16 protein-coding genes and 7 pseudogenes are annotated in these 22,229 nt (G+C 68.5%); 8 read left to right on the top strand and 15 right to left on the bottom strand.

Features of this window, described 5'->3' with window-relative positions; all coding sequences use genetic code 11:
- Window positions 1-18: 18 nt before the first annotated feature.
- Together ACH4D3_RS37580 and ACH4D3_RS37575 are read right to left on the bottom strand one after the other, a co-directional pair.
- The gene (locus ACH4D3_RS37580; RefSeq protein ID WP_398332129.1) at window positions 19-1,089 is read right to left on the bottom strand and encodes a PucR family transcriptional regulator; all 1,071 of its coding nucleotides are present in this window, start codon (window positions 1,087-1,089) and stop codon (window positions 19-21) included.
- A 562-nt stretch (window positions 1,090-1,651) separates the two neighbouring features.
- Window positions 1,652-2,170 (bottom strand): nitroreductase family deazaflavin-dependent oxidoreductase, encoded by a 519-nt coding sequence (locus tag ACH4D3_RS37575; protein ID WP_398332126.1) that lies wholly within the window; start codon window positions 2,168-2,170, stop codon window positions 1,652-1,654.
- A 125-nt stretch (window positions 2,171-2,295) separates the two neighbouring features.
- Here ACH4D3_RS37575 and ACH4D3_RS37570 point away from each other — a divergent pair, with 125 nt between their 5' ends.
- On the top strand, window positions 2,296-2,802 hold the full coding sequence (locus ACH4D3_RS37570; protein WP_398332123.1) for a MarR family winged helix-turn-helix transcriptional regulator: 507 nt from the start codon (window positions 2,296-2,298) through the stop codon (window positions 2,800-2,802).
- Between the two features lie 361 nt (window positions 2,803-3,163).
- The gene (locus tag ACH4D3_RS37565; RefSeq protein ID WP_398332120.1) at window positions 3,164-3,346 is read left to right on the top strand and encodes a hypothetical protein; all 183 of its coding nucleotides are present in this window, start codon (window positions 3,164-3,166) and stop codon (window positions 3,344-3,346) included.
- 122 nt (window positions 3,347-3,468) lie between these two features.
- Here the strand turns inward: ACH4D3_RS37565 and ACH4D3_RS37560 are convergent, their stop codons facing one another.
- From ACH4D3_RS37560 to ACH4D3_RS37530, 7 genes and pseudogenes are all read right to left on the bottom strand, one after another.
- On the bottom strand, window positions 3,469-4,182 hold the full coding sequence (locus ACH4D3_RS37560) for a potassium channel family protein (RefSeq protein WP_398332117.1): 714 nt from the start codon (window positions 4,180-4,182) through the stop codon (window positions 3,469-3,471).
- Window positions 4,175-5,548 carry a TrkH family potassium uptake protein gene (locus tag ACH4D3_RS37555; RefSeq protein WP_398332114.1) on the bottom strand — a complete coding sequence of 458 codons (1,374 nt, stop codon included), beginning with the start codon at window positions 5,546-5,548 and terminating at the stop codon, window positions 4,175-4,177. Before ACH4D3_RS37555 ends, ACH4D3_RS37560 begins: the two co-directional genes overlap by 8 nt.
- Window positions 5,549-5,774: 226 nt before the next feature.
- Window positions 5,775-6,563: a potassium channel family protein gene (locus ACH4D3_RS37550; protein WP_398332230.1), complete on the bottom strand. Its 789-nt coding sequence runs from the start codon at window positions 6,561-6,563 to the stop codon at window positions 5,775-5,777.
- A 117-nt stretch (window positions 6,564-6,680) separates the two neighbouring features.
- Window positions 6,681-6,982 (bottom strand): annotated as a pseudogene (locus tag ACH4D3_RS37545) (ISL3 family transposase); the annotation flags it as partial.
- A 719-nt stretch (window positions 6,983-7,701) separates the two neighbouring features.
- Window positions 7,702-9,240 (bottom strand): alanine/glycine:cation symporter family protein, encoded by a 1,539-nt coding sequence (locus ACH4D3_RS37540; protein ID WP_398332111.1) that lies wholly within the window; start codon window positions 9,238-9,240, stop codon window positions 7,702-7,704.
- Window positions 9,241-9,643: 403 nt separating this feature from the next.
- Window positions 9,644-10,014, bottom strand: a pseudogene (locus ACH4D3_RS37535) (helix-turn-helix domain-containing protein); the annotation flags it as partial.
- A gap of 268 nt (window positions 10,015-10,282) precedes the next feature.
- Window positions 10,283-10,812: pseudogene (locus tag ACH4D3_RS37530) on the bottom strand (nitroreductase family deazaflavin-dependent oxidoreductase); the annotation flags it as partial.
- Between the two features lie 133 nt (window positions 10,813-10,945).
- Between ACH4D3_RS37530 and ACH4D3_RS37525 the strand changes: the two are divergent.
- Window positions 10,946-11,381, top strand: a pseudogene (locus ACH4D3_RS37525) (MarR family winged helix-turn-helix transcriptional regulator); the annotation flags it as partial.
- A 57-nt stretch (window positions 11,382-11,438) separates the two neighbouring features.
- Window positions 11,439-12,209 carry a hypothetical protein gene (locus ACH4D3_RS37520; protein WP_398332108.1) on the top strand — a complete coding sequence of 257 codons (771 nt, stop codon included), beginning with the start codon at window positions 11,439-11,441 and terminating at the stop codon, window positions 12,207-12,209.
- A 224-nt stretch (window positions 12,210-12,433) separates the two neighbouring features.
- On the opposite strand, the pseudogene ACH4D3_RS37515 reads toward ACH4D3_RS37520, so the two are convergent.
- From ACH4D3_RS37515 to ACH4D3_RS37495, 5 genes and pseudogenes are all read right to left on the bottom strand, one after another.
- A pseudogene (locus tag ACH4D3_RS37515) lies at window positions 12,434-12,868 on the bottom strand (chloride channel protein); the annotation flags it as partial.
- A gap of 200 nt (window positions 12,869-13,068) precedes the next feature.
- Window positions 13,069-13,566, bottom strand: a complete 498-nt coding sequence (locus ACH4D3_RS37510; RefSeq protein ID WP_398332105.1) for a hypothetical protein — start codon at window positions 13,564-13,566, stop codon at window positions 13,069-13,071.
- Between the two features lie 38 nt (window positions 13,567-13,604).
- Entirely contained in the window at window positions 13,605-14,408 is an 804-nt protein-coding gene (locus ACH4D3_RS37505) for a hypothetical protein (RefSeq protein ID WP_398332103.1), read from the bottom strand.
- A gap of 228 nt (window positions 14,409-14,636) precedes the next feature.
- A complete protein-coding gene (locus ACH4D3_RS37500) occupies window positions 14,637-14,780 on the bottom strand; it encodes a hypothetical protein (RefSeq protein WP_398332100.1) in 144 nt (47 codons plus the stop codon).
- Window positions 14,781-14,971: 191 nt separating this feature from the next.
- Window positions 14,972-15,274 carry a hypothetical protein gene (locus tag ACH4D3_RS37495; RefSeq protein WP_398332097.1) on the bottom strand — a complete coding sequence of 101 codons (303 nt, stop codon included), beginning with the start codon at window positions 15,272-15,274 and terminating at the stop codon, window positions 14,972-14,974.
- A gap of 172 nt (window positions 15,275-15,446) precedes the next feature.
- Here ACH4D3_RS37495 and ACH4D3_RS37490 point away from each other — a divergent pair, with 172 nt between their 5' ends.
- The 3 genes from ACH4D3_RS37490 (at window position 15,447) to ACH4D3_RS37480 (ending at window position 16,358) form a co-directional block, all read left to right on the top strand.
- Window positions 15,447-15,644 (top strand): toxin-antitoxin system HicB family antitoxin, encoded by a 198-nt coding sequence (locus tag ACH4D3_RS37490; protein WP_398332094.1) that lies wholly within the window; start codon window positions 15,447-15,449, stop codon window positions 15,642-15,644.
- The gene (locus ACH4D3_RS37485; RefSeq protein WP_398332092.1) at window positions 15,641-15,937 is read left to right on the top strand and encodes a hypothetical protein; all 297 of its coding nucleotides are present in this window, start codon (window positions 15,641-15,643) and stop codon (window positions 15,935-15,937) included. Before ACH4D3_RS37490 ends, ACH4D3_RS37485 begins: the two co-directional genes overlap by 4 nt.
- Window positions 15,938-16,124: 187 nt before the next feature.
- Window positions 16,125-16,358 carry a hypothetical protein gene (locus ACH4D3_RS37480; RefSeq protein ID WP_398332089.1) on the top strand — a complete coding sequence of 78 codons (234 nt, stop codon included), beginning with the start codon at window positions 16,125-16,127 and terminating at the stop codon, window positions 16,356-16,358.
- Between the two features lie 18 nt (window positions 16,359-16,376).
- On the opposite strand, the pseudogene ACH4D3_RS37475 reads toward ACH4D3_RS37480, so the two are convergent.
- Window positions 16,377-17,575: pseudogene (locus ACH4D3_RS37475) on the bottom strand (IS110 family transposase).
- A 968-nt stretch (window positions 17,576-18,543) separates the two neighbouring features.
- Between ACH4D3_RS37475 and ACH4D3_RS37470 the strand changes: the two are divergent.
- Window positions 18,544-22,152: pseudogene (locus ACH4D3_RS37470) on the top strand (LamG-like jellyroll fold domain-containing protein).
- Window positions 22,153-22,229 lie beyond the last annotated feature (77 nt).

Genomic DNA, 22,229 nt, shown 5'->3' with positions numbered 1-22,229 from the left:
CGGCGCCGGTGGACAGTTTCAGCGGAGGGCTCCTTCCTCCTCGGCGGGCCAGTCCAGGAGCCGGGCGCCGATCGTGGCGGTCTGCAACATGTAGCGGTGCGCAGGATCCGCAGGATCGGCGCCCGTGAGGTGGTGAATGCGCTCCAGCCGATAGGTGAGTGCCCGCACGCTCAGCGACAGGCGGCGCGCTGCCTCCGCGGCGACGCAGCCGGCGTCGAAGTAGGCGGTCAGTGTTGCCAGGAGGGGCGCGGCGCCGCCGCGGGCGGTGGTGAGTGGGCCGAGCGTGTCCTGGACCAGGTCGGCCATGGCCTGGCGGTCGCGGGTCAGGACGGGGTAGACGAGGAGGTCGACGGCGCGCAGTACCGGGTCGTCGAGGCCGAGCCGGCCAGCCAGTTCCAGGGCATTGAGAGCTTCTTCGTAGGACTGGACGACGCCGCCGGGCCCGGGGTGGGAGCGGCCGATCGCGACCTGGCCGCCGTCGGTGGCGGCGTGGGCCTGCTTGGCGAAGTAGGGCAGCACGTCGTCCTCGTTGCCCGGAGCGATGCACAGCAGACGGCCGTCCTTGGTGGTGAGCAGGACGTTGCGGTTCCCGAAGCGTGTCATCAGTGCCTGTTCCACCTGGCGCGAGACGCCGGATCCCTCGTCGTAGGAGGTGGCGCCCTGTGCGACGGCGACCGCGTGGGCGTGGGAGAGTCGCAGTCCGAAACGCTCGGCGCGTTCGGCGAGGCGGCCCAGGTCGCTGCGGCCGTGGAGCAGGTCGTCGATGAACTCGCGGCGCGCGGCCTCTTCCTGCCGTACAGCGAGGCGTTGAGCGCGTTCGTAGCCCTCGGCGAATGCGTCGATTGCCTGGTGGACGGCGGCGAGGGCCTGGTCTGTGGGCGTGGAGAAACGGGGCCAGACGGCCAGTGCGGTAGCCAGGTGCTCGCTGACCAGCACGCGCAGCCCGTGCCCGGCCTCCGCCGCCCGTTCGCCCAACGCCCGCCGGGAATCGAGTTCGTCGCGGGTGAGTCGACGTCCGGTGGAGGCGGCCTCCGTCAGGATCTGTTCGTAGCCGACCAGGTACTCCCCGGTGATCTCCCTGCCTCCCACACCCACCCCCTGAGACAGTCGCGTGCTCTCCGTGCACTTCCCGTCGACAGCGTATCCCCCAGAGCCCGGCCAGCACGTGGGGCTGTGGAGGCCCAGGATTCCGGTGGACGGCACCAGCGTGCCGGTCTCCGGGCCACCCTATGTGGCGTCCGTCAACTGTCCGGAAGGGGCGAGGGGGGTCGGCGAATCGACAATGGCACTGGACGTCTGGAGCGGCGAGGGGCCATCGGGCTCCACGGGCAGGCCGACAGGCTCTTCGGGAAGGCAGGAGAAGAGCGCCAGGAGAACGGCGAGTGCGGCCGCGCCTGCCAGGATGCGCCCGAGGCGGCGTATGCGTCCGCGGGTGTCGAGGTGGCACCATGCGGGTTCGGGCAGTGCATCTTCGTGGAACCATGTATCGCCGACGTGGTCGTTCCCGTCCAGCCGTTCAGCCCTCTCCCGAGCTGATGGCTCTCTCGGCGCGGAACGGGCGATGGCTTCTTCGTTGTCGGTGAGGAACCGTGTCCATATCGATTCGGGGATGGGATTCGGCACTACTACTCACTTCCAGGGTGTCGACGAGTCACGGTCGGCGTGGCGCGCTCGGCGGATGGGTGTCCGCTTCGAGGCGGACGAAGGGGATTGTGCGCCCGGCCACGCGCAACGCCGACTCGGTGCCGTCGGCGGGCAGTCCCAGGTAGGCGCACAGGCGGCGGGCGGTGCGAGGGTGCTCTCGGCCGTAGTCCGCCATGATGCCGGCGCCTTCGTCGGGAGTGAGGAAGTGGGCGGTGACGGCGTGGTGGCGGTTGCCGAACTGCACGACCGTCTTCGGCTGGGCGCGTAGGTTGCGGTACCAGTGGGAGCGCGGACCGAAGCCGGAGGCTACGGTCCAGCAGCGGTATGGCGCTTCGTAGGCCACGACTTCGAGAACCGCTCGGCGGTCGTTTCCGCTGACCCGGCCTACATGGTGCAGCAGGAGAAATCGTCTGCCGAGCAGCGGTCCCAGACCGACCCGGAAAAGGAGGATGGGTGCGCGAGCGGCCAGCCGACGCCAGCCGGTGGGAACGCGGGGTCTGGCGGGGTCCGTTTCGTCAGGTGTCATGCTCGCCTTCCGCGGGGTGAGCGGTGTCCCCTCCCTGGACGGATGGGGCGGAGAGGCCGCTGGGTGTAACTTTGGCAGGCAAAATTTTGCACAGTCTAAATGAAAGATCCAGGTAGAAAAGACCCATGGTGGAGCGCGAGTCCCGCGAGGGGACCATGGAGGACGTCGACGCGGTCACGCGGGAGGTGCTGACCGCCTCCCGGCTGCTGGTGGCTGTCTCCGCCAGGTCCCTGTCCGCTGTCGAGGACCGGGTCACGCTGCCGCAGTTCCGGATGCTCGTTGTCCTCTCCACCCGGGGCGCCACCAAACTCGTCACTCTCGCCGACCTCCTCCATGTCGCCCCCTCGACGGCCATGCGCATGGTCGACCGGCTCATCGCCGCCGGGCTGGCGGACCGCCAGACCAACCCGGACAACCGGCGGGAGACTCTGCTGCGGCTCACGGCGGAAGGGAGCCACACGGTAGAGGAGGTCACCGCCCGGCGGCGCACGGAGATCGCCCTCATCGTCGAACGTCTGAGCGCGCAACAGCGACTGGCGCTGATCGATGCCCTGGCCGCCTTCAACTCGGCAGGCGCAGAGCCCCTAGCTCCGTCTGCCGCCACCGAGCAGTCCCCTCTCGGTTGGGAGTGACGGCACCGTACCGTGCCTCGTTCGTTGCCGGACTCCGGCAGGGAACAGATGCTGAATGTGCGCTACTTCATCCATGGACCTCTCATGACGGCATCCGGCAGCATCAGAGGGGCAGGTACGAAGGGGGAATCGGCGGGTGATCTCCCAGCCTCACGACTGCCGGCGCTGACAGGGGAGCCTTCGGATGCTCGCACATGGACAGGCGAGGGATCAGGCCGTGCGCCGCGGCCATGCGCAGCGCGCCCCGAGTGATCTCCGGACTGGGAGTGGTCCTTGGTCGTGCCCGGAGCCGCCAGGTGTGGAACGGGGCAGGGCTGCCCCCATCGTCGTTCACGCCCCCACCTTCATGGAGGGTCGTGCCATGTCGCTTCAGGGCAGGGTCGTCGGAGTGGCACACGGCGTCCAGGACGTCATCCTGTTGGCACGGCGGCACGGTGTCGAGCTGGAGGTCGAGGAACTGGACCGCACTCCACTCGTCGAGTGGCGGGGAGGCGGCACCGCCGCCTGGGGCCTGTCAGAGGCAATGCTGCCCATGAACCGATGAGATGGGGTGGTGTCCTCCGGGCGAGTGCGGGACCACCGACGGACGGACCTGCCTGTCGGTGCGGCCCGTCCAGAAGAAGCCTCACCCGCAAATCGAGGCGTAGGCGACCTTGCGTCTTCCCTTCAGCTGAGGTCTGCGAAGGTCTCCACGGCCCGCGTCCTTCCCGTGACCACGATGACGTCCCCTGCCTGGACGACGGTGTCGGCGGTGGCATAGGTGAAGTCCTCTCCCGGGCGTTTGATGCCGACCACGGTGACGCCGTACGTGCTGCGGACCTGGCTCTGTCCGAGCGACACCCCGGTGGCGACTTGGGGGGCGACGGTCTTGACCAGGGCGTAGTCGTCGTCGAACTCGATGAAGTCGAGCATGCGGCCGGTCACCAGGTGGGCGACGCGTTCGCCCATGTCATGCTCGGGGAGGACCACATGGTGGATGCCGAGGCGTTCGAGGATCTGGCCGTGCTGGCGGCTGACGGCCTTGGCCCAGATGTTGGGTACCCCGGCGTCCAGCAGGTTGGAGGCGACCAGGATGCTGGCCTCCATGTCGGTCCCGATACCGACGACCGCGCTGGTGAAGTCGTGGACGCCGAGTTGGTGCAGGACTTCCGGATCCGTGCAGTCCGCGATTGCCGAGTGCGTCAGGCTGTCACTGTGCTTCTGGACCAGGCGGGCGTCCGTGTCGATACCGAGGACGTCCCAGTCCCTGCGCATCAACTCGCTGGCGAGAGAGCTGCCGAAGCGGCCCAGGCCGATGACAGCGACCCGCTGGTCACGGCTGTGGGGGAGCCGGGTGCCGGGGCGTTTGCGGCGGCGCAGTACGCGCAGTGGGTTAGCCAATGACGGGTCGCTCCTCGGGCAGTTCGTAGCGGCGGGTGCGTTCGCGCAGTGCCAGCGCCGAGACCAGGGTGATCGGTCCGAGCCGGCCGACGAACATCAAAAGGACGAGGATCAACTGCCCTGCCTCGGGGAAGTCGGCGGTGATGCCGGTGGACAGGCCCACGGTGCCGAAGGCGGAGACGGCCTCGAAGAGCACGCCCTCGAACGGCAGCGACGTCATGCTCAGCAGGGCGAGTGTGGCCGTCATGGCCAGAGCCACCCCCATGAGGGCGACGGTCAGTGCCTGACGCAGTACGTGCGGAGCCAGTCGGCGTCCGAGGACGGAGGAGTGCGGCTCGCCCCGCACCTCGGCGGCGATGGCGACGAGGAGCACGGCGAAGGTGGTGACCTTGATCCCACCCGCGGTGCCCGCGCTCCCGCCGCCGATGAACATCAGGACACACGTCATCAGCAGAGTCGACGGCTGCATGGCTCCCACGTCGACGGCGTTGAAACCGGCGGTCCGCGACATGGCGGAGTGGAAGAAGCCGTTGAGGAGCTTGTCCGGCACCGTGTGGGGTCCGAGGGTCCCGGGGTTGGTCCACTCCAGAAGGCAGGTCAGCACGGTGCCCGCGGCCAGCAGGACGGCTGTGGTGATCAGGGTCAGTCTGGTGTGCAGCGTCCAGTTGCGTCGGCCGGTGGTGCGATGACGGTTGCGGTGACGCAGCAGCTCCAGCAGGACAGGGAAGCCGATACCGCCCAGGATCACGGCCGCCGCGATCGGCAGGGTGATCCACGGGTCGCCGGCATACCGGGTGAGGCTGTCTCCGTGCAGTCCGAAGCCTGCGTTGTTGAACGCGGAAACGGCGTGGAAGTAGCCGTGGTGCATCGCGTCACCGATGGAGAGGCCGTAGCCGTAGCGAAGGCGCAGGGAGAGGGTGGCCCCTACAGCGGCCTCGACGGCGAAGGTGGTGCCCGCCACTCCCAGCAGGACCCGGCGCACGTCCCCGATGCCCAGGCTCTTTGTCTCCGCCTGGGCGGTGAGCTGCAGCTTGAGCCGCAGCTTTCCGGACACCAGCAAGGCGAGCAAGGATGCCATGGTCATGATTCCGAAGCCGCCGACCTGGATCAGAGCCAGGATCGCTCCCTCGCCGAAATCGCTCCAGTACGCCCCTGTGTCCACGACCGCCAATCCCGTCACACAGACGGCGGACGTGGACGTGAAGAGGGCGGTGACGAAGTCGGTCGACGTGTCCGCCTCCGAGGCGAGGGGGAGGGCGAGCAGCACCGCGCCGATCATGACCACGGCGGCGAAGGCCATGACAACCGTGCGGGCAGGGTGCGCGGTGAACAGAGCGTGCCGTAGTGCCACGAGACGTCCTGCCACCTGCTTCCTTCCTGTACGCGGGCGACTACCCGTCACGACAGATGAGAACGCGCCGCCGGACCGACTGGACCTGGGACGGCGGTCACCCTACCCGGTCCACATGTTCCCCTTCGGCCCTGGCGCGGCGGAGGCGGTACTGAGCTCGCCGCCATGGCCCGGTTTCCTGATGGCCGGGACGACCAACGTGCCCAGTGCGACGCCGTCCTCCCACAGAGGCCCGTGGCGTTCAGTCGCGCTTCGGTGTCGGAGCCGGGAGAACGCTCAGCTCGGACGGTGCTCCTTGCGGGGCCCGCAGCGTCGCCACCTGAGCCTGCAGCGCCCGAACCTCCTCCGTCAGCGCCTCGATGGCCGCCGTCTGCCGCCGTTCCTCCGCATCGTCCCTCTCGAAGCGGGAGATGAACCAGGCCGCGATGTTCGCGGTGACCACACCGAGCAGTGCGATCCCGGACAGCATCAGCCCGATCGCCAGCAGCCGGCCAAGGCCCGTCGTCGGCGCCATGTCGCCGTATCCGACGGTCGTCATCGTCGTGAATGCCCACCAGAGTGCGTCCCCCAGCGTCTGGATGGACGCCCCGGGTTTGCCGCGCTCCACCTCCAGCACCGCCAGCGCCCCGAACACCAGCAGTCCCAGGCACGACCCCGTGACGTACGTCGTCACCCTGACCTGCGAGGCCATCCGTGCCCGCTGTCCCGCGAGCAGCAGCATCGACACCAGCTTGAGCAGTCTGAGCGGGCGCAGCAGCGGCAGCAGGACCGCCAGCAGCGCCAGCGGATGGCTCCGCACGAACCGCAGCCGGTCCTCGCTCAGCCACAGACGTACGGCATAGTCGATCGCAAAGGCCGCCCACACCACCCAGTTCGCGACGTGGCAGGCGGACAACACCTGTTCAGGGGCATCGGGCATGACCACCGGCAGGGCATAGGCGACGGCGAAGAGTACGGCGAGCGCCAGCAGTGGCCCCTGGGTGCGCCGCTCCCAGCGATCAGTGGTGTTCGTGTCGGGCATGCGGGCCATGGTAGAAAGCCGGCGCCGCGACCAGGCCGCGGCATCCCTCACCGCCAAGAAGCTCCCGCTCAGCACCAGCGACGTGCGGGCTGGCGTCCTGCGGGGTCTCCGCGGTAGAGCGCGCGGTAGTTGGGTCATCTCGGGGCAGGCCGCGGTGAGCTGGGCGAGGAGGGTCGTGTCCGTGTCCCGGAGGCGGTCGGGGTGGGTGAGCAGGAGACGGGCCAGCCGTCGCGGGATGGTGACGGGTCGGGCGCCGTCTGCACGACCCTGGGTGATGCAGCGGTAGAGGAGGTTGAAGCTGCCGGCGTAGCCCTGTTCCTGGATTTCCCGGAACAGCTGTTTCACGGGGACGGCGGGGTCGGCTGCCCGGCGTTCGCGCAGGTGGCGCGGTAAGGGTCGACCAGGGTGGGCCGGTAAGGCGGTGCCCGGCGTGGGCCGCAGCAGCGGACGCCCTTCTTGGTATCGCGTGCCCGCGCGGTGCGTTGGCCGCTGACGATCGCGAGGAACTCGCCGGTGACGTCTGCCGGGTGCTGGTCGGTGCGGAAGAGGGTGTGGCGGAGGAAACCATCCGCCGTGCGCGCGCGATGATGCACGCCGGCTTCCGCGAACTTGACGGCTGGACCACCGGCGATGGTCCCCGGCGGCCCGGGAGCGTGCCGCCACTGTGGGCGGACCACTGCCGGCATGGTGCGTCGCGCGGTCCGTCGCCGCGACCGTTCGCATGGGCGCAGCGTCCGGAGGGGCACCTGTGGATCAATGTCGTCGGTATCGCCGACGGAAGTATCGGGATGGACGGCAAGCCCGGTACCCCCGATGAGGTCGTCGGCCACAGGACAGCGGAGTACCGGGGCGCGAACCAATGCTGCCCGTGCCGACCTTGCCGAAGGGGTCACGGTCGATCCGATGTGTGGCATGCGCGTGCGTCTGGGACGGGGGTCTCCATGCTCGAGTACGAGGGTCGGACCATGGGGTTCTGCGCGAAGAGCTGCCGTGCGGCCTACGCGCGCAAACACGGGCTGCCTGTCCCCGCGTGACAACGCGTGCTGTCCGCCCCTCCCGTCGGCGCCGGCACGGCGAACGGGCCCGTGCTCACCCAGGCGCGGGGTGGGCACGGGCCCGTTCCTGAGGAGCCGGGCCGTGTGAGCGGTCAGACGGTGGTCTTCACCGGCTCCTGGTCGTCGTCGCCGTCTCCGGCGTTCGGGTCTGCTTTGCGGGCGCGGACGAATTCGAGGAAGGAGCCCAGTTCGCGCTTGACGACGGGGGCGAGGAGGTAGAGGCCGATGATGTTGATGACGGCGAGGGTGAAGAGGAAGGCGTCGGCCATGTCGATCAGGGTCTGCAGGGTGAGCAGTGAACCGGCGACGGCGAAGACGGTGTAGACGATCTTGTAGGTCACTTCGCTGGCCCGGCTGCGGCCGAAGAGGTACGTCCAGGACTTGAGGCCGTAGTAGCCCCAGGTCAGCACCGTGGAGACGGCGAACAGCAGCACGGCGACGGTGAGGATGTACGGGAACCAGGGCAGGACCGTCTCGAAGGCGTCGGAGGTGATGGTGACGCCGCCGATGTCCTCGCCCGCGCGGGCCTCGTCCCAGCTGGCGGGGTTGGCGATGACGATGGTCAGGGCGGTCATGGTGCAGACGACGACGGTGTCGATGAACGGTTCGAGCAGGGCGACCAGGCCCTCGCTGGCGGGGTGCTTGGTCTTGACCGCGGAGTGGGCGATCGGGGCGGAGCCGAGGCCGGCCTCGTTGGAGAAGGCTGCCCGCTTGAAGCCGATGATCAGTGCGCCGAGGACACCGCCGGCGACCCCTTCGGGGTTGAACGCGCCCTCGACGATGGATACGACGGCGTCGGGGACGGCGGTGATGTTGACCAGGATCACGATCAGGCAGGCGACGACGTAGATGCCGGCCATGGCGGGCACCAGCCTGCTGGTGACGTTGGCGATGGAGCGGATGCCGCCGAGGAGGACGATGCCGACGAGCGCGGCGATCAGGATGCCGAAGAACAGGGCGCCGGCGGAGGAGCCGAGCGCGCCGTCCTCGCCGCCGGTGACCGAGACCAGCTGGGCGTAGGACTGGTTGACCTGGAAGAGGTTGCCGCCGAAGAGGCCGAAGAACAGGATGAGGAAGGAGGCGAGGACCGCGAGGACCTTGCCGAGGGTCTTGCCGTTCTTGCCGAAGCGCTCGGCCAGGCCCTTGGGAAGGTAGTGCATGGGGCCGCCGGAGACGGTGCCGTCGGGGTGCACCTCGCGGTACTTCACGCCGAGGGTGACCTCGACGAACTTGGTGGCCATGCCGAGCAGGCCGCACAGGATCATCCAGAAGGTGGCGCCGGGACCGCCGATGGAGACGGCGACGGCCACACCGGCGATGTTGCCGAGACCGACCGTGCCGGAGACGGCCGCGGTCAGCGCCTGGAAGTGGTTGACCTCGCCGGTCGATCCCTTCTCGTCGTACTTGCCGCGCACCACGTCGACGGCGAGTTTGAACTTGCGGAGTTGGACGAGGCCGAACCAGCCGGTGAAGACGAGGCCGGCGACGACGAGCCAGGCGACGATGAGCGGCAGGTCGGTCCCGCCGACGGGGACGGTGTAGAAGACGACTTCTCCCAGCCACTTGGCTATGGGCTCGAAGAATCCGCTGACGGCTTCGTCGACGGACTGGGTGACGGAGTCGAGTGACACGGTGGCTACCTCGGTGACGCTGGTCGGGCGGGCTGGGGGGTCTCGCCTGGTTGAGCGGTCTCTGGGCGAACGTCGTTGTCCGGTGAGCGGACCCGGGGTGCACGGTGCGGTTTCGGACCGTGACCGGGCCGGGTGGGGGGAGGGAACGGGTCGGCGACAGGTCGGCTCTCCGCGATGCGGTGGTTGGCCGAGCCACCTGCGAAGTTGCGTTGTTCTACCACGTCTTTGCCAAATTCTTAGTGATGTATCTCACGTCACTGCTCGTGACCAGGGAATGTCCCGACAGGTGAGACCCGACCGTTATACGGACGCGGGAAGCGTGTCGTATGCACCTATGCGGGTGCGGTCGTGGGCCTTGGTACGCACGTCACCGACGACGAAGGAGGAATGCCATGCAGCGGGCTCAGCCTTCTCGTGCGGGCCAGTCCAGGAGCCGGGCGCCGATGGTGGCGGTCTGCAGCATGTAGCGGTGGGCAGGATCGGTGGGGTCGGCACCCGTGGGGTGGCGGATGCGCTCCAGCCGGTATGTGAGGCCCACATGCTGAGCGACAGGCGGCGCCCGGCCTCTGCGGCGACGCAGCCGGCGTCGAAGTAGGCGGTGAGGGTTGCCAGGAGGGGCGCGGCGCCACCGCGGGCGAGGAGGTCGGCGACGCGCAGTACCGGGTCCTCGAGGCCGAGCCGGCCGACCAGTTCGACGGCGTTGAGTGCCTCTTCCTAGGACTGGACGACGCCACCGGGGCGGGGGTGGGAGCGCCCGATGGCGACTTGGGGTCCCAGAGAACGGCGAGCGCGGCCGCGCCCGCCAGGACGCGCCCGAGGCGGCGTATTCGCCCGCGTGTGCCAAGGTGGCGCCATGGGGGCTCGGCCGGTGCGTCTTCGCGGTACCAGGCGTCGCCCACACGGACGTTCCTCTCCGGATGCCCAGTCCGGTCCCGGGCAGACGACTCTCGCGGTGCGGACCGGGCGATGGCTTCCTCGCTGTCCGTGAGGAATCGTCCCCACACCGAGTCAGGGGTGGGATTCGGCACTGTCGCTCACTTCCGGGGGGGGCATGGTTGGCGCGGCGCGGCGCGTTCGGTGGGCAGGTGTTTGTCTCGAGGCGCACGAAGGGGATCGCGCGCCCGGCCTCGCGCAACGCCGACTCGGTGCCGTCGGCGGGCAGTCCCAGGTAGGTGCCACAGGCGGCGGGTGGTGCGGGGGTGGCGTCGCCCGTAGTGCGCCATGACGTCGGCGCCTTCGTCGGGAGTGAGGAAGCGGGCGGTGACGCCGTGGTGGCGGTTGCCGAACTCCACGACCGTCTTCGGCTGGGCACGCAGGTTGCGGTGCCAGTCGGAGCGGGCCGAAACCGGAGGAGACTGTCCAGCAGCGATACGGCGCTTCGTACGCCACGACTTCGAGAACCACTCGGCGGTCATTTCCACTGATCCGGCCCACATGGTGCAACGGCAGCAACGGTCTGCCGAGCAGCGGTCCCAGGCCGGCCCGGAAAACGAGGATGGGTGCGCGAGCGGCCAGCCTGCGCCAGCCGGTGGGAACGCGGGGTCTGGCGGGCTCCGTTTCGTCGGGTGTCATGCTCGCCTTCCACGAGGGTGGGCGGTGTTCACTCCCCGCCTCGGCGGGGTGGAGAACCTGCTGACTATCACTTCGGCAAGCAAAAATTTGCACAGTCTAAATGAAGGTTCCCTGTAGAAAAGACCCATGCCTCGCCCGTTCCCTGTCCGCTGTCGAGGACCGGGTCACGCTGCCGCAGTTCCGGATGCTGGTCGTCCTCTCCACCCGGGGCGCCACCAAACTCGTCACTCTCGCCGACCTCCTCCATGTCGCCCCCTCGACCGGCCATGCGCATGGTCGACCGGCTCATCGCCGCCGGGCTGGCGGACCGGCAGGGCAATCCCGACAACCGGCGGAGAACCCTGCTTCGGCTCACGACGGAGGGACGTCGCACGGTCGAGGAGGTCACCACCCGGCAGCGCGCGGAGATCGCCGTCATCGTCGAACGTCTGAGGCCAGAGCAGAGAAGAGTGCTGATCGACGCCTTGGTCGCCTTCAATGAGGCGGGTGCGGAGCCCTCCGTGCCGGCTGCCGACACCGAGCCGTCCCCGCTCGGTGGGAATGACGACACCGTACTCTATTTTGCATAATGCAATGAATCGGTGGAGCGGGTCTCATGCCCGTTGCGGGTGTGAGGGAGCCTACATATGAGCAGACGGCGCCGGGGCCCGTCCGCGCACGGCTCTCACGCGGCGGCTCATGTGCGCGCCGTGGTCTGGGGGCCGGCGGACTTCACGGGCCTGCCGCCTCAGTGGTTGATGGGTGAGGGCCTCTTCGCTGGAGTCCTTGGATCAGGGTTGATCGTGGGCGCCGGCGTTTTCGGAGCCTGGACCGGCGAGTCCGCTTTCGCCGCGGGCGAGGTGGGCTTGGTGTGCGTGCTGGGCCTTGTCCTCTACCTGCTCCTGGTCCGCGCCGGCCGGGCCATGGTGGGGATCGTCGCCGTCCTGGCCCTGGGCCTCGCACTGCACACGCCTCAGACCGCCGCCGGCGTGGTCCTCACGGCCCGGGGGCAGGAACGGTCCGTGGTCGTGACATCCGTCCAGGTGGGTGAGAAGGCGTTCGGGGTCCGGGACCGCTATTTCTGCTCGGTGGAAGGCCGTGGCGGAGCGCCTTCCACAGCCCGGATCTGGCGGGGTTGCACCCAGGCCACCCGCCCAGGGGACGCGCTGGCGCTCGTCTACGACCCGAAAGGGCTGGTACCTCCGCGCGGGGTTGAGGGCGCGACAGGCGTGGTGGACGCGCTGAGGAGTCTGTCCGGCTGGGCCGTCGGGCTGGTCATCGCCTGCGTTATCGCGGTGGTGCGATCCTTCCGCCTGCCCGACCGCCCGGTCGCCTCCGACTCCGATCGTCCTGGTTACCGGAATCCGAATCGTGCACGACGTCCGGGAACGGGTGGCGGTGGCGGTGGCGGACGATGATTCGCCGAGAGGACCGCTCTGAGGGACGCACTCCGACATGAGGCGTCCGGGCCCTGCGACTGGTCGAGTCTCTCTGTGGAGGCCGGTCCGCTTCGGGGTACCTGCCCACCCGATCATGGACGACCTCGACGACCGGGCAGGTGAACGCATGGAGCAGCACGCCCAGTCGGTCGACTGGATCGAGGCGGTGGCCTGGTTCAGTCTCGCCGAGGCCGTTGCCCATGCCCGACTCCGCCCCCGTCCGCGAGGACTCCCAGGACGGCGAAGAGGGCGTACCGGATCAGGTGCTGGACATGGAAGGCCAGCAGAGTGGGGAAGGCGACGTCTCCGAAGGCGGCGCGGCCGATGATGCTGGCCACGACGCCGGCGAGGAACGGTGGCCCCGAACGCCTCGATGCTGAAGCGGCCAGTATCGGTTCCATCGCGAAGATAACGCCTCGCAGCGGGGCATTGGAGATTGCGGCGACGCCGCCTGCCGCGCCGCACGCGACCAGGAGCTTCATCCGGCCCTCGGTCAGTCTGGTCAGGCGGCCCAGAGTCGACCCGAGCACGGAGCCGATCTGCACGATCGGCCCCTCGCGGTCCACCGACCCGCCCGAGCCGATGGTCAGTGCCGAGGCGCTGGTCTTGACCACGGCAACGCTGGGACTGATTTTCCCGCGAGCTCAGCGAGGACCTGGGAGTGCGAGCGACGCGATGACCGGCCCAGCATGTCCCTGACCCAGGCGGCGACGGTGTCCGCGCGGGCCAGCAGCGAGTCCGTGCCTTCCGCTGCGCAGAACCGCAGGTGGTCCTCGACCGCCCGACCGTACACGTCGATCGTGTTGGGTGCTCGACCGGTATTGGCTGTGAACTGCAGTCATCGACGAGCCAGTTGATGTTCTGCGCGCGGCCAGGGCCCACGGGAAGCGTTCTGCGGCCGCCAGGACGTCCTTCGCGTCCGGCTATGGAGCCAGCCCGGGTCATCCACCGGATCCTCCTGGAGAGCAGGGGAAGCGGGCTGCTGGAGGTGGACGATCAGCATGGCGCCGGATGCGGTGAGCCCCCGTCCCGTGATGGCGGTGGCGTCGGCGATGCACAGCAAGTAGCTGGCTACGTCGCGGACACCGGCGTGCCAGCCGTTTTCGAACCGCAGCTCGGGCCCGTGCGGGGCGCTGCTTTCGGAGACCAGGGGGGCGCCGACCACCGCCCCGGCCTCCAGTTTCGCCACGATGTCCTCGGCCTGCTCGTGTCCGATCCCCACGGCAACCAGGGCCTGGAAGACCGTGAGCCGCGCTGCCGCGGCCTTGTGGTGGTGAGGGCTGATGCGGGCCAGCTCTTGGCCGTACGCGTTGGCGTCGTGCTGCTCGGTGCTCACGAGGCGCCTCCCTTGTCTGTCCGGGTGCGGTTGGCAACTCAGTCCGGATCTCGTACGGGCACGAGCACCCGAGCGTCGGTGGCCGGGGCACGCATGATGCGCCAGCCGGTGCGGGCGCGGTGACGGCGTGGACCAAGACGATGACGGCCTGTCGGCCGGCGCCGCCGCGGGCCCACGCCCGGTGAAGCGGGGGCCTGATCGGCCGCGGTGACGACGGCGCCCACCATCAGGACCACCGCACCCCGATCGCCGGACAGCAGCTCCATCAGCTCCGGCGTCAAAGTCGCCGCCCGGCTGCGCTGGTTCCCGATCCAGGCCCCCAGCTTGTGCTTCCGATCCTCCTGGTCCTCGCCGACCATCGTTCGACGTGCTCCCTCGGGATCTGAGGTGTCCTTCGCGCTCGTAGAACTGCCTGGCGGCCTCGTATGCATTGCCCACTTGTCGGCCTGCGTACGGCGCGGCTTCGGCTTCTCGTCCTCGGTCGCGGGCCCGATCCCGAAAACCTGCTCGCACATCCACTGCTGCACGGCCGTGAGCTGGTCCCAGCCGAGCCGCATCGACTGCACCCACCGCCCGACATCCTCGCACTGGCGCACGACGTCGTCCGTCTCGGTGGGCAGCGCCTCACCAGTGTCCAGATTTATCCTCACCAGGTGGAAGCACTGCTGCCACGACACTGGCCACTCTGGGCACCAGGACGCGTCGATCTCCTCCAACTGCTCGCGCCGCTCGTCCGACAGCGCCCCGGCCGACGACTCCAGCGGCAGCCCCGTGGCACGCCGCTGCTCGTTCTCCTGCATCTTCCGGGCGGCGGCCCGCGCGTTTTTCAGAAGGATGCCCACCGGGTGCCCCTGGTAGTTGGCGTCCAGCGGGGCCAGGAGGTGCCCGTGTTCGGCCGCTCACCCGTGCGCGGCGGACAGGTCCTCCTCCCACACGACGTCGAAGTGCGACCAGATCATGCCGAGCTTCTCCAGCTACGCGATGCGGCCGGCGTCCATGTCGCCGCGGGCGTAGAACCAGCGCGCGTCGGCGGTCCACTGCCCCGGCGGGAACCCGGCGAGCGAAGCCGGTCACCCCTTGCCCGTCGCTTCCTGGCCGTCGACGGTGGGCACGCGGAACGTGAAGGGCACCTTCAGGTCGCCGTGCTCGCGGGCGTAGATGACGGCGGCCTTCACGCCCGCGCCGCCAGTGCTCGTGCTCCGGGTTGAGGACACGCAGGTTGCTCCCCCACGAGCCCCCGAACACCGGAACAGCGACCCACCACGGCGTCCCACGAGAAGAGCCGGGGGCCAGTGATCCGCCCTGGCGAGGCCCATAGAAGCCTGCATCAGTTCACTGATCGGGGCTGCCGTTGAATTCCCGCACGCCGGGTCGGTTCCCTCTCCGGCGTTTCACGTGGGGGAAGCTACATGGCAGGCGGGGGCGATGGAGGCGGGGGCGGGGGCGGATCCGACGCCGGCAGTACGGAGCCGCCCGCATGTAGGCGTGCGATGGTCAACTCGGCCCGGCGGCGCGCGGGCGGAGAGTCGTCGCGTTCGTAGAGATAGCGGATGCGGGCGCGGCCGATGATCTCGGTGGACAGCAGCCGATAGCCAAACGCGTAGCCGATCTGATCGGTGTTGCGCTGAAAGACATTCTCCAAGCGGCCGAGCAGCAGCTCGACCCGGCCCCGGCCGTCGAAGCGCGCGACGACCTCCTCGTCCTTCATCAGCCCACGCTCCCCAGAAAGGCCTCCAGCTCCGCACCGGTGTGCGGGGCTGACGAGGCTACCGGAACGCTGCTCTGCAGAACGTGTCTGGATGGTTGTGGCGGCAGCTGCACCGCTGCCGGTGCTCGCCGATCATTTACGCCACCACAATCCGGTGTCTATTCTTGCTGTCATGTCTGTCACCACGATGACCCTGCGCGTCCCGGACGACCTTGCCCCCTCGATCCGCGCCGCCGCGTCCGAGGCCGGCCTTTCCGTGAACGCCTACGTGGTGCGCGCCGCCCGCCGCGCCGCCACGCTGGATGCCGCGAAGCAGCTCGCCACGCTCGGTCTCGGCGACGACCTGACGGGCGAGGGCGACGCCCTGTGAACCGTGGGGAAATCTGGGCGCTTCCCGACGGCCGCAACGTCCTGATCATCAGCCTGACCGGCCTCGAAGAGGCCTACGGCGCGGTCCTCGCGATCGTCCTCCACGACAGCCGCCGCTACCCCGACACCGCCATGTCCGTCGTCATCGGCGACCCCATCGCGTGCACCGCCGTCGCCGTCAACATCGCCCAGCTGCGCCTCGACCGCTTCGACGGCGCCAAGCTCCTCGGCCCCGTCGACACCGCGGCCATGGCCCGCGTGGACGCCGCCCTGCGCGCCGTCCAGGATCTTTAGTAGTCACTCACCCCGGCCTGCCTCCTCGACAGGTCGGCCTGTGCACTGCCGGAAGGGTGACGACGGCACCCTCAGCGCTGCCTTGCATCGGAGGGCTCCCGCGTCGGGGGTGCCCCCATGTGTTTGGTCAAGGTCCGAGGCCAGTAGGTTCGTGCGGTCAAGGGCGGGCCGAGCCGTAGAGGTGTGCATGAGTGATAGCCAGATCACTATCAAGCTCACGAGTGACGAGGCACTGGTGCTGTCGCACTGGCTGGAGAAGCTCCAGATGACGGACCTCAGCCGCGTTGTCGACGATCCGGCGGTCTGGGCACCGATTCATCGAATCGCCGGAACCCTCGACAAGACCCTTCCCGAGTTGTTCGCGCCTGACTATGACCAGCGGCTTGACGCCGCTCGTCAGCGCCTTCGGCCGGAGGACTGATCGAGCGATCTGAACTCCTCACCTGGCCGCAGCCGGTTGGGGCTCGTAGAAGGTTCCGTCACGGAGCATCGCGAACAGGACGTCGGCCCGGCGTCTGGCAAGGCAGAGCAGGGCCTGGGTGTGGTGCTTGCCCTGGGCGATCTTCTTGTCGTAGTAGGCCCGCGATGCCGGATCCGCCAGGGCTGCGAATACGGAGAGGAAGAAGGCCCGTTTGAGCCGCTTGTTTCCTCGCCGCGACGCTGTTCGCCGCGGATCGATGAGCCTGAGCTCCGGGTCGCCGGGGCGAGACCGGCGTAGGCGGCGAGGTGGCCGGCGGTCGGGAAGGTGCTGCCGTCGCCACCCTCGATCAGGATCCTGGCTCCGGTCCTGACGCCGACTCCCGGCATCGACGTCAGGACCTTCGAAAGAGGGTGGGCCTCCAGAAGTTCCTCGATTCGCCCGGCCAACAGTTTCCGTGGTCAAGCACGGCGGTGAGTGCCCCGGCCAGCTCGGGACGATCAGCACGGCCGCCTCGGTCCCTGGAACGGTCACGGTCTGCTCGTCCAGTGCGGCGAAGATTTCATCGATGAGCCGCTCGGCCATCCGCGGCGCGTTCGGCCGCAGCCGCGTGACCAGCCGTCGCCTCCCCGCCTTGCGCATCTGGGCCGGAGACCCGAATCGTTCCAGCAGTGTCAGGACGGCCGGGTGCTGCAACCGCGGCCCCAACACCCGCTCCAGGGACGGGTGGATCTGGGTGAGCAGGCCGTCGAGCCGGTTCGCGACCCGAGTGGCCTCGCCGGCAGGTCGTCGTCGAAGCCCACGATCATCTCCAGCTCGGTGATCGTCTCGTCCTCGCCGTCGATCGCCCGCAGCGTGTGCGGCATCGCGCAGGCCGCGTCGGCGATGATGAACGCGTCCTTCGCATCGGTCTTGGCCTCGCCGGGGTAGAGGCCGGCGATCTGCCGCATCGTCAGTCCCGGCAGATAGGCCACCGGGCAGCCCATGTCCCGGGCGACCGCCAGCGGCAGGGCGCCGATCGAGGCCGGCTGGTCGCCCACGATCAGCACTATTCCGTGCTTGGCCTGGAGTTTCGCGAAGAGCTCGCGGAGCTTGGGCTCGGTGTTGGGCAGGCGCCTGTCGAACGCCTTCTTGCCGGCCGGGGTGACGGCGGTGGCGTGGTGTTCGCCCTTGCCAACGTCCAGGCCGAGGAAGACGTCGATGTCGCCGGTGTCGATCACGTGCAGGCCCCGCCATCACGCTTTCGCCCGGCCTTGCCTCGGCACCGAGCTGCCACAACCACGTTACGGAGAGCTCTTCCGGCCTGGTGAAGCCGGTGCTCAAGCCCCTCATCAGCGGTCCGTCGATGCCTCCGGACCCGGAGACACCACCCCCCGGATCATGAACAACAAGGGGGGAAGTCATGCCGGACCCGAAGGCCGGAGGCCCCATTGCGGAGCCACGAAAAGGGTAACGGGGGGCGGCCGGAGACGGGACGGCGTGGGCAGAGGCGGGAAGGAGCAGAGCGGTCACAGCAGTGGTGAGCCCGACGGTACGGCGCACAGAAGCCCCTTCGAAGAACCGGCTGGACGCGCTCTTGCTACCAATGGCCGTCGCCGACACGTCCGGATCCGGCGGCAGGGCCAGCGGATCGAGGGAGAAACCGAGGGAGTAGCACCCGGCCCCTACACGCTCCCCGCACCGTCGAGGGAGAGCATGCCGAAGAAGACCGGGCCCGTACCGCGGCGGTTGCGGTGCCGCCTGTGCCTTCAGAACTGCGGTCGTCGATGGCGAGCAGGTCGACCGTTCGGTGCAGGTGATCCCCCGCTGCGTAAAACCAACTCAGGCTCAGCGTGCTGGAGCAGGAGTCTCCTTCAGCTTCGGGCTGGATGCGACCACAGGCGCATCGTCTGGTTGATGGTGGTGTGCTGGTACAGATGCGTAAGTGTGATCTTGTTGCGTACAACCCTGGCTAAACGTCGGGTTCCTCACGTGGCCTTCCAGAGCTTGGCGCACTGATGTCCGTTTACTACCTGTTGACCTGACACTCTGCTGCAGCGTTAGTTACTCCTGGCTACTTTGTGAATCTTGTGGGCGGGGTGTGGCAGAGATGTGGACTCGGTTGCGAGGTGGGCGAGAAGTGCTGCTCACACCGAAGGACCGGGCTGGGAGGCCTGGCAGAAGACGGGATCGCAGGGCCGTCGCGGGCATGACCGCGGTCGTGTGTGCGGCGGTGGTCGCGGCTCTCGTGCCTGGCCCGGTCGCCTCTGCGGCCGGGGACGATGCCGCTGATGTGCCGTTGTCGGAGGGGCAGAAGGCCCTCCGGGCGGCACAGGAGTCCGGCGAGCGGGTGGAGGTGACCGCAGAGCGCGGGGAGCGCACCACGGTTTTCGCCAACCCGGACGGGGCGACGTTCACGCTGGAGGAGTCGTCGGTGCCGGTGCGGGTGGCGAAGCCCGGTGGCGGCTGGCAGGCGCCTGATCCCACGCTGGAGACGCGGTCCGATGGCTCAGTGGGACCGAAGGCGGCCTCCGCGGACATGTCCTTCTCCGGCGGTGGAGACGCGTCGCTGGCGCGGATCGAGGAGCAGGGCCGGTGGCTGGAGCTGGACTGGCCGGGTTCTCTTCCCGAGCCTGAGCTGGACGGCTCCAGCGCGCTCTACCCCGAGGTGCTGCCGGGCGTCGATCTGAAGGTGACCGCGACGGCCGAGAGCTTCCAGCAGGTGCTGGTCGTGAAGACACCCGAGGCCGCAGAGAACGAAGAGCTCAAGAAGCTCACCTTCGGCCTCGAGTCCGACGGCTTGGACGTGGTGGAGGGCGCCGCCGGCAACCTGGCCGCGCTGGACGACGACGGACAGGCGGTATTCAAGGCGCCACCGGCACAGATGTGGGACTCGGCGGGCCAGGGCGCTTCGCAGCCGAACACGCAGCTGCTGCGGGCAGAAGCGGAACAGCCCGTGCCCGCGGACCCGGCAGAGAGTGCGGCCTCGGGCACGGGTCTGGAGCCAGGGCAGGGCGACACGGTCACCCGGATGGATGTCCAGGTTCACGAGGACGCGCTGACGGTCGTGCCGGATGCGCAGATGCTGGCCGAGACGGACGAGTCGGCCTTTCCGCTGTTCATCGATCCCACTATCACGTGGGGCGAGTCCGAGCGGACGCTGCTGCGCAGCGACGGTTACGAGTCCTACGGTTGGGGCAACGGCAGTGACAACCGGGGTAAGGGAGCCGGAAAGTGCGGCTCCTGGAGCGGCTACTACTGCGGGCCAGGGTATGTGCAGCGGCTGTACTTCGAGTTCTCGCCGGCGAGCTTGAAGGGCAAGAAGGTCCTGGACGCCACGTTCCGGGTGACCGAGCCGTGGGCGTTCCAGTGCAGTCCTCGCTGGGTGGATCTGGTCCGCACGAACAACATCTCCTCCTCCACCACCTGGTCCTCACGGCCCAAGGAGTTGGACTGGATGGGCGACCGGTACGTTTCCGCCGGCCGTGGCTCGCTGTGCGACCCGGACTCGCCGGACGCGCCGATCGAGTTCAACGACAACCCGGAGGAGACCAACGAGAACCTCACCCCCACCGTGCAGAACTTCGCGGCGGGCAAGTTCTCGCGGTTCACGCTCGAGATCCGCGCCCACGACGAGTCCGACACCTCGGCGTGGAAGCGGTTCCGCAACGACGCGGTACTCGCAGTGGACTTTGTCGGACTGCCGGACAAGCCGACCGGCATCGCGCTGATGACCGGCTCCGGTGCGGTGTGTGAACGGTCGGCATCTGATCCAGCGGTCGTCTCCGACCCGACCCCGACACTGCGGGCGTACGCACAGACCAAGGCCGGAGGTGAGAAGGAGGCCCAGCTGCGGATCTACTTCGACCTCGACCACAAGAACGCGGACGGCACGTGGACGGACACCACCCCCGGCAACGGATCGACCCGACCCTCGTCCGGATACATAGGGGACGGCAAGTCCGTCACCCTCACGTGGTCGTCGCTGACAGACGGCAAGCTGTACCGATACCAGGCCTGGACACACTCGTTCTACAACGCCGGTAAGAGCCACCTGTCGAGCGGAACTTCGGGCTGGTGCTACTTCAAGGTCGACTCCACCGCGCCCAAGGCGCCCAAGGTCGCCGTCGCGGCCCCGTACAGCGCGTGCACAGACACGGCATGCGCTCCGGGAGGCGGTCCCAACCAGCCGGCAACTCTGTCCTTCACCGCAGCGACAGGCGACGCCAACAACGTCTCCTACCAGTACAAGCTGTCTTCTGATGACGCCTGGTCGAGTGAACTCAAGGGTGCTTCGGTCGCGAAGAACATCACGCCGGAACGTTCCGGCACCTACAGCGTGTACGTCCGCGCGAAGGACGACGTCGGCCGCTGGGGCGCGCAGAGCGTCGTCGACTTCCTGGTGGCGGCCGGTGAGGGCCCCATCGGGCGTTGGCACTTCGACGAGGCGAGCGGCGTCGCAGTCGACGCCGCGACAGCGGACGGCAGGGACGACGCAACCCTCGGAGGGGGCGCGGCTCGTGATGACCGCGGACGCCGTGGGTTGATCACCCATGACGCCGAAGGGCAACCGCTGGAGACAGCGATCACGGACAAGGGGCTGTCCCTCAACGGCAGCACCGGGTACGCCGCCACCAGTGGACCGGCAGTGGAGACCCGGTCGGCCTACACGCTGTCCGCTTGGGTTCGGCCGGACAAGCTGGACAACAAGGCGGCCGTGCTGTCGTCACGGGACGGTGTGAGCAGTCCCTTTATCTTCTACTACGACCCTGGTATCAAGACCTGGTACTTCGGTGTACGCAAGGCCGGTGAGAAGGACTGGTACTTCGGCAGGTCAGCGGTCTATCCGGCGCAGGTCGGCGTATGGACACATCTGGCGGGCAGCTACGACCCGGCGAAGAAGGAACTCAACTTCTACGTCGATGGCCGCAGGCAAGGGGGCACTGTCACAGTTGAGGGCTCCTGGCCGGCGACCGCACCGTTGGACTTCGGTCGCCACCAACTCAGCAGCGGCCCGGCCTTCTACTTCCCAGGCTCGATCGACGAAGTCGCCGTGTGACAGCGCGTCCTGACTCCCAAGGAGATCGCCGACGAGGCGCAACTGCTCACCTCGGAGGGCTACGCAGGCGCCGAACTGGTCGCCGACTGGTCTGCCGAACGCGGCAGTGGCACGACGGTCGCTGACACGACCTCCGGGTACGGCCGGAGCCTGACCCTCACCGGCGGCTCCTCAATCGACGGGGAGTCGATTGTCTTGGACGGCGTCGACGACGCCGCAACCACGCCCGGACCGCTGGTGTACGACCACAGTTCCTTCACCGTGTCGACCTCCGTGCAGCTCGACGGGACCAAGTTGCTGGCCAAGGACATCGGCTACACCGGTCAGGTCCTTGGCCAGCGCACGGCTGACGGCTCCGCGTGGGGGTTCTGGTTCGAACTGACCGGCAAGGAGACCTACCTCGATGACGACCGGGAGGAACGGACGGTCCCGGTCGGCAAGTGGCACTTCGGCCGGCTCAACGCTGACGGCACCTTCTCGTCGGTGGTGTCCGACGATGTCGCGGCCGTCGACAGCCCGGTGCGCCTGACTGGTATCTACAACTCGCTGAACGGAACGATCAGTCTCTACCTCAGCCACGTCCAGAATGGCGGGACCCAGACGTACACGATTGCGCTGGGCAGTGGTGACTTCGCCGTCGGCAAGGGATTCACCGGTGGTGCGTGGAAGCACTACCTGCCGGCGCGCATCAATGAGGTCCGGTTGTGGGCGGGTGCGATGGCCAGCAGCGAGCAGATCGACTACCGCGTCGGCGACTGACCACCATATATCGGGTGCGGCGCCGACCTGGTCGGCGCCGCACCCGGCGCCACAGCGCGACCACTTGCCGACCCAGA

This window comes from Streptomyces sp. NPDC018026 (assembly GCF_044327745.1).
Classification (GTDB): Bacteria; Actinomycetota; Actinomycetes; order Streptomycetales; family Streptomycetaceae; genus Streptomyces; species Streptomyces rubrogriseus.
The sequence above is the reverse complement of the archived record's forward strand: the minus strand, read 5'-3'. Positions and strand labels throughout refer to the sequence as shown.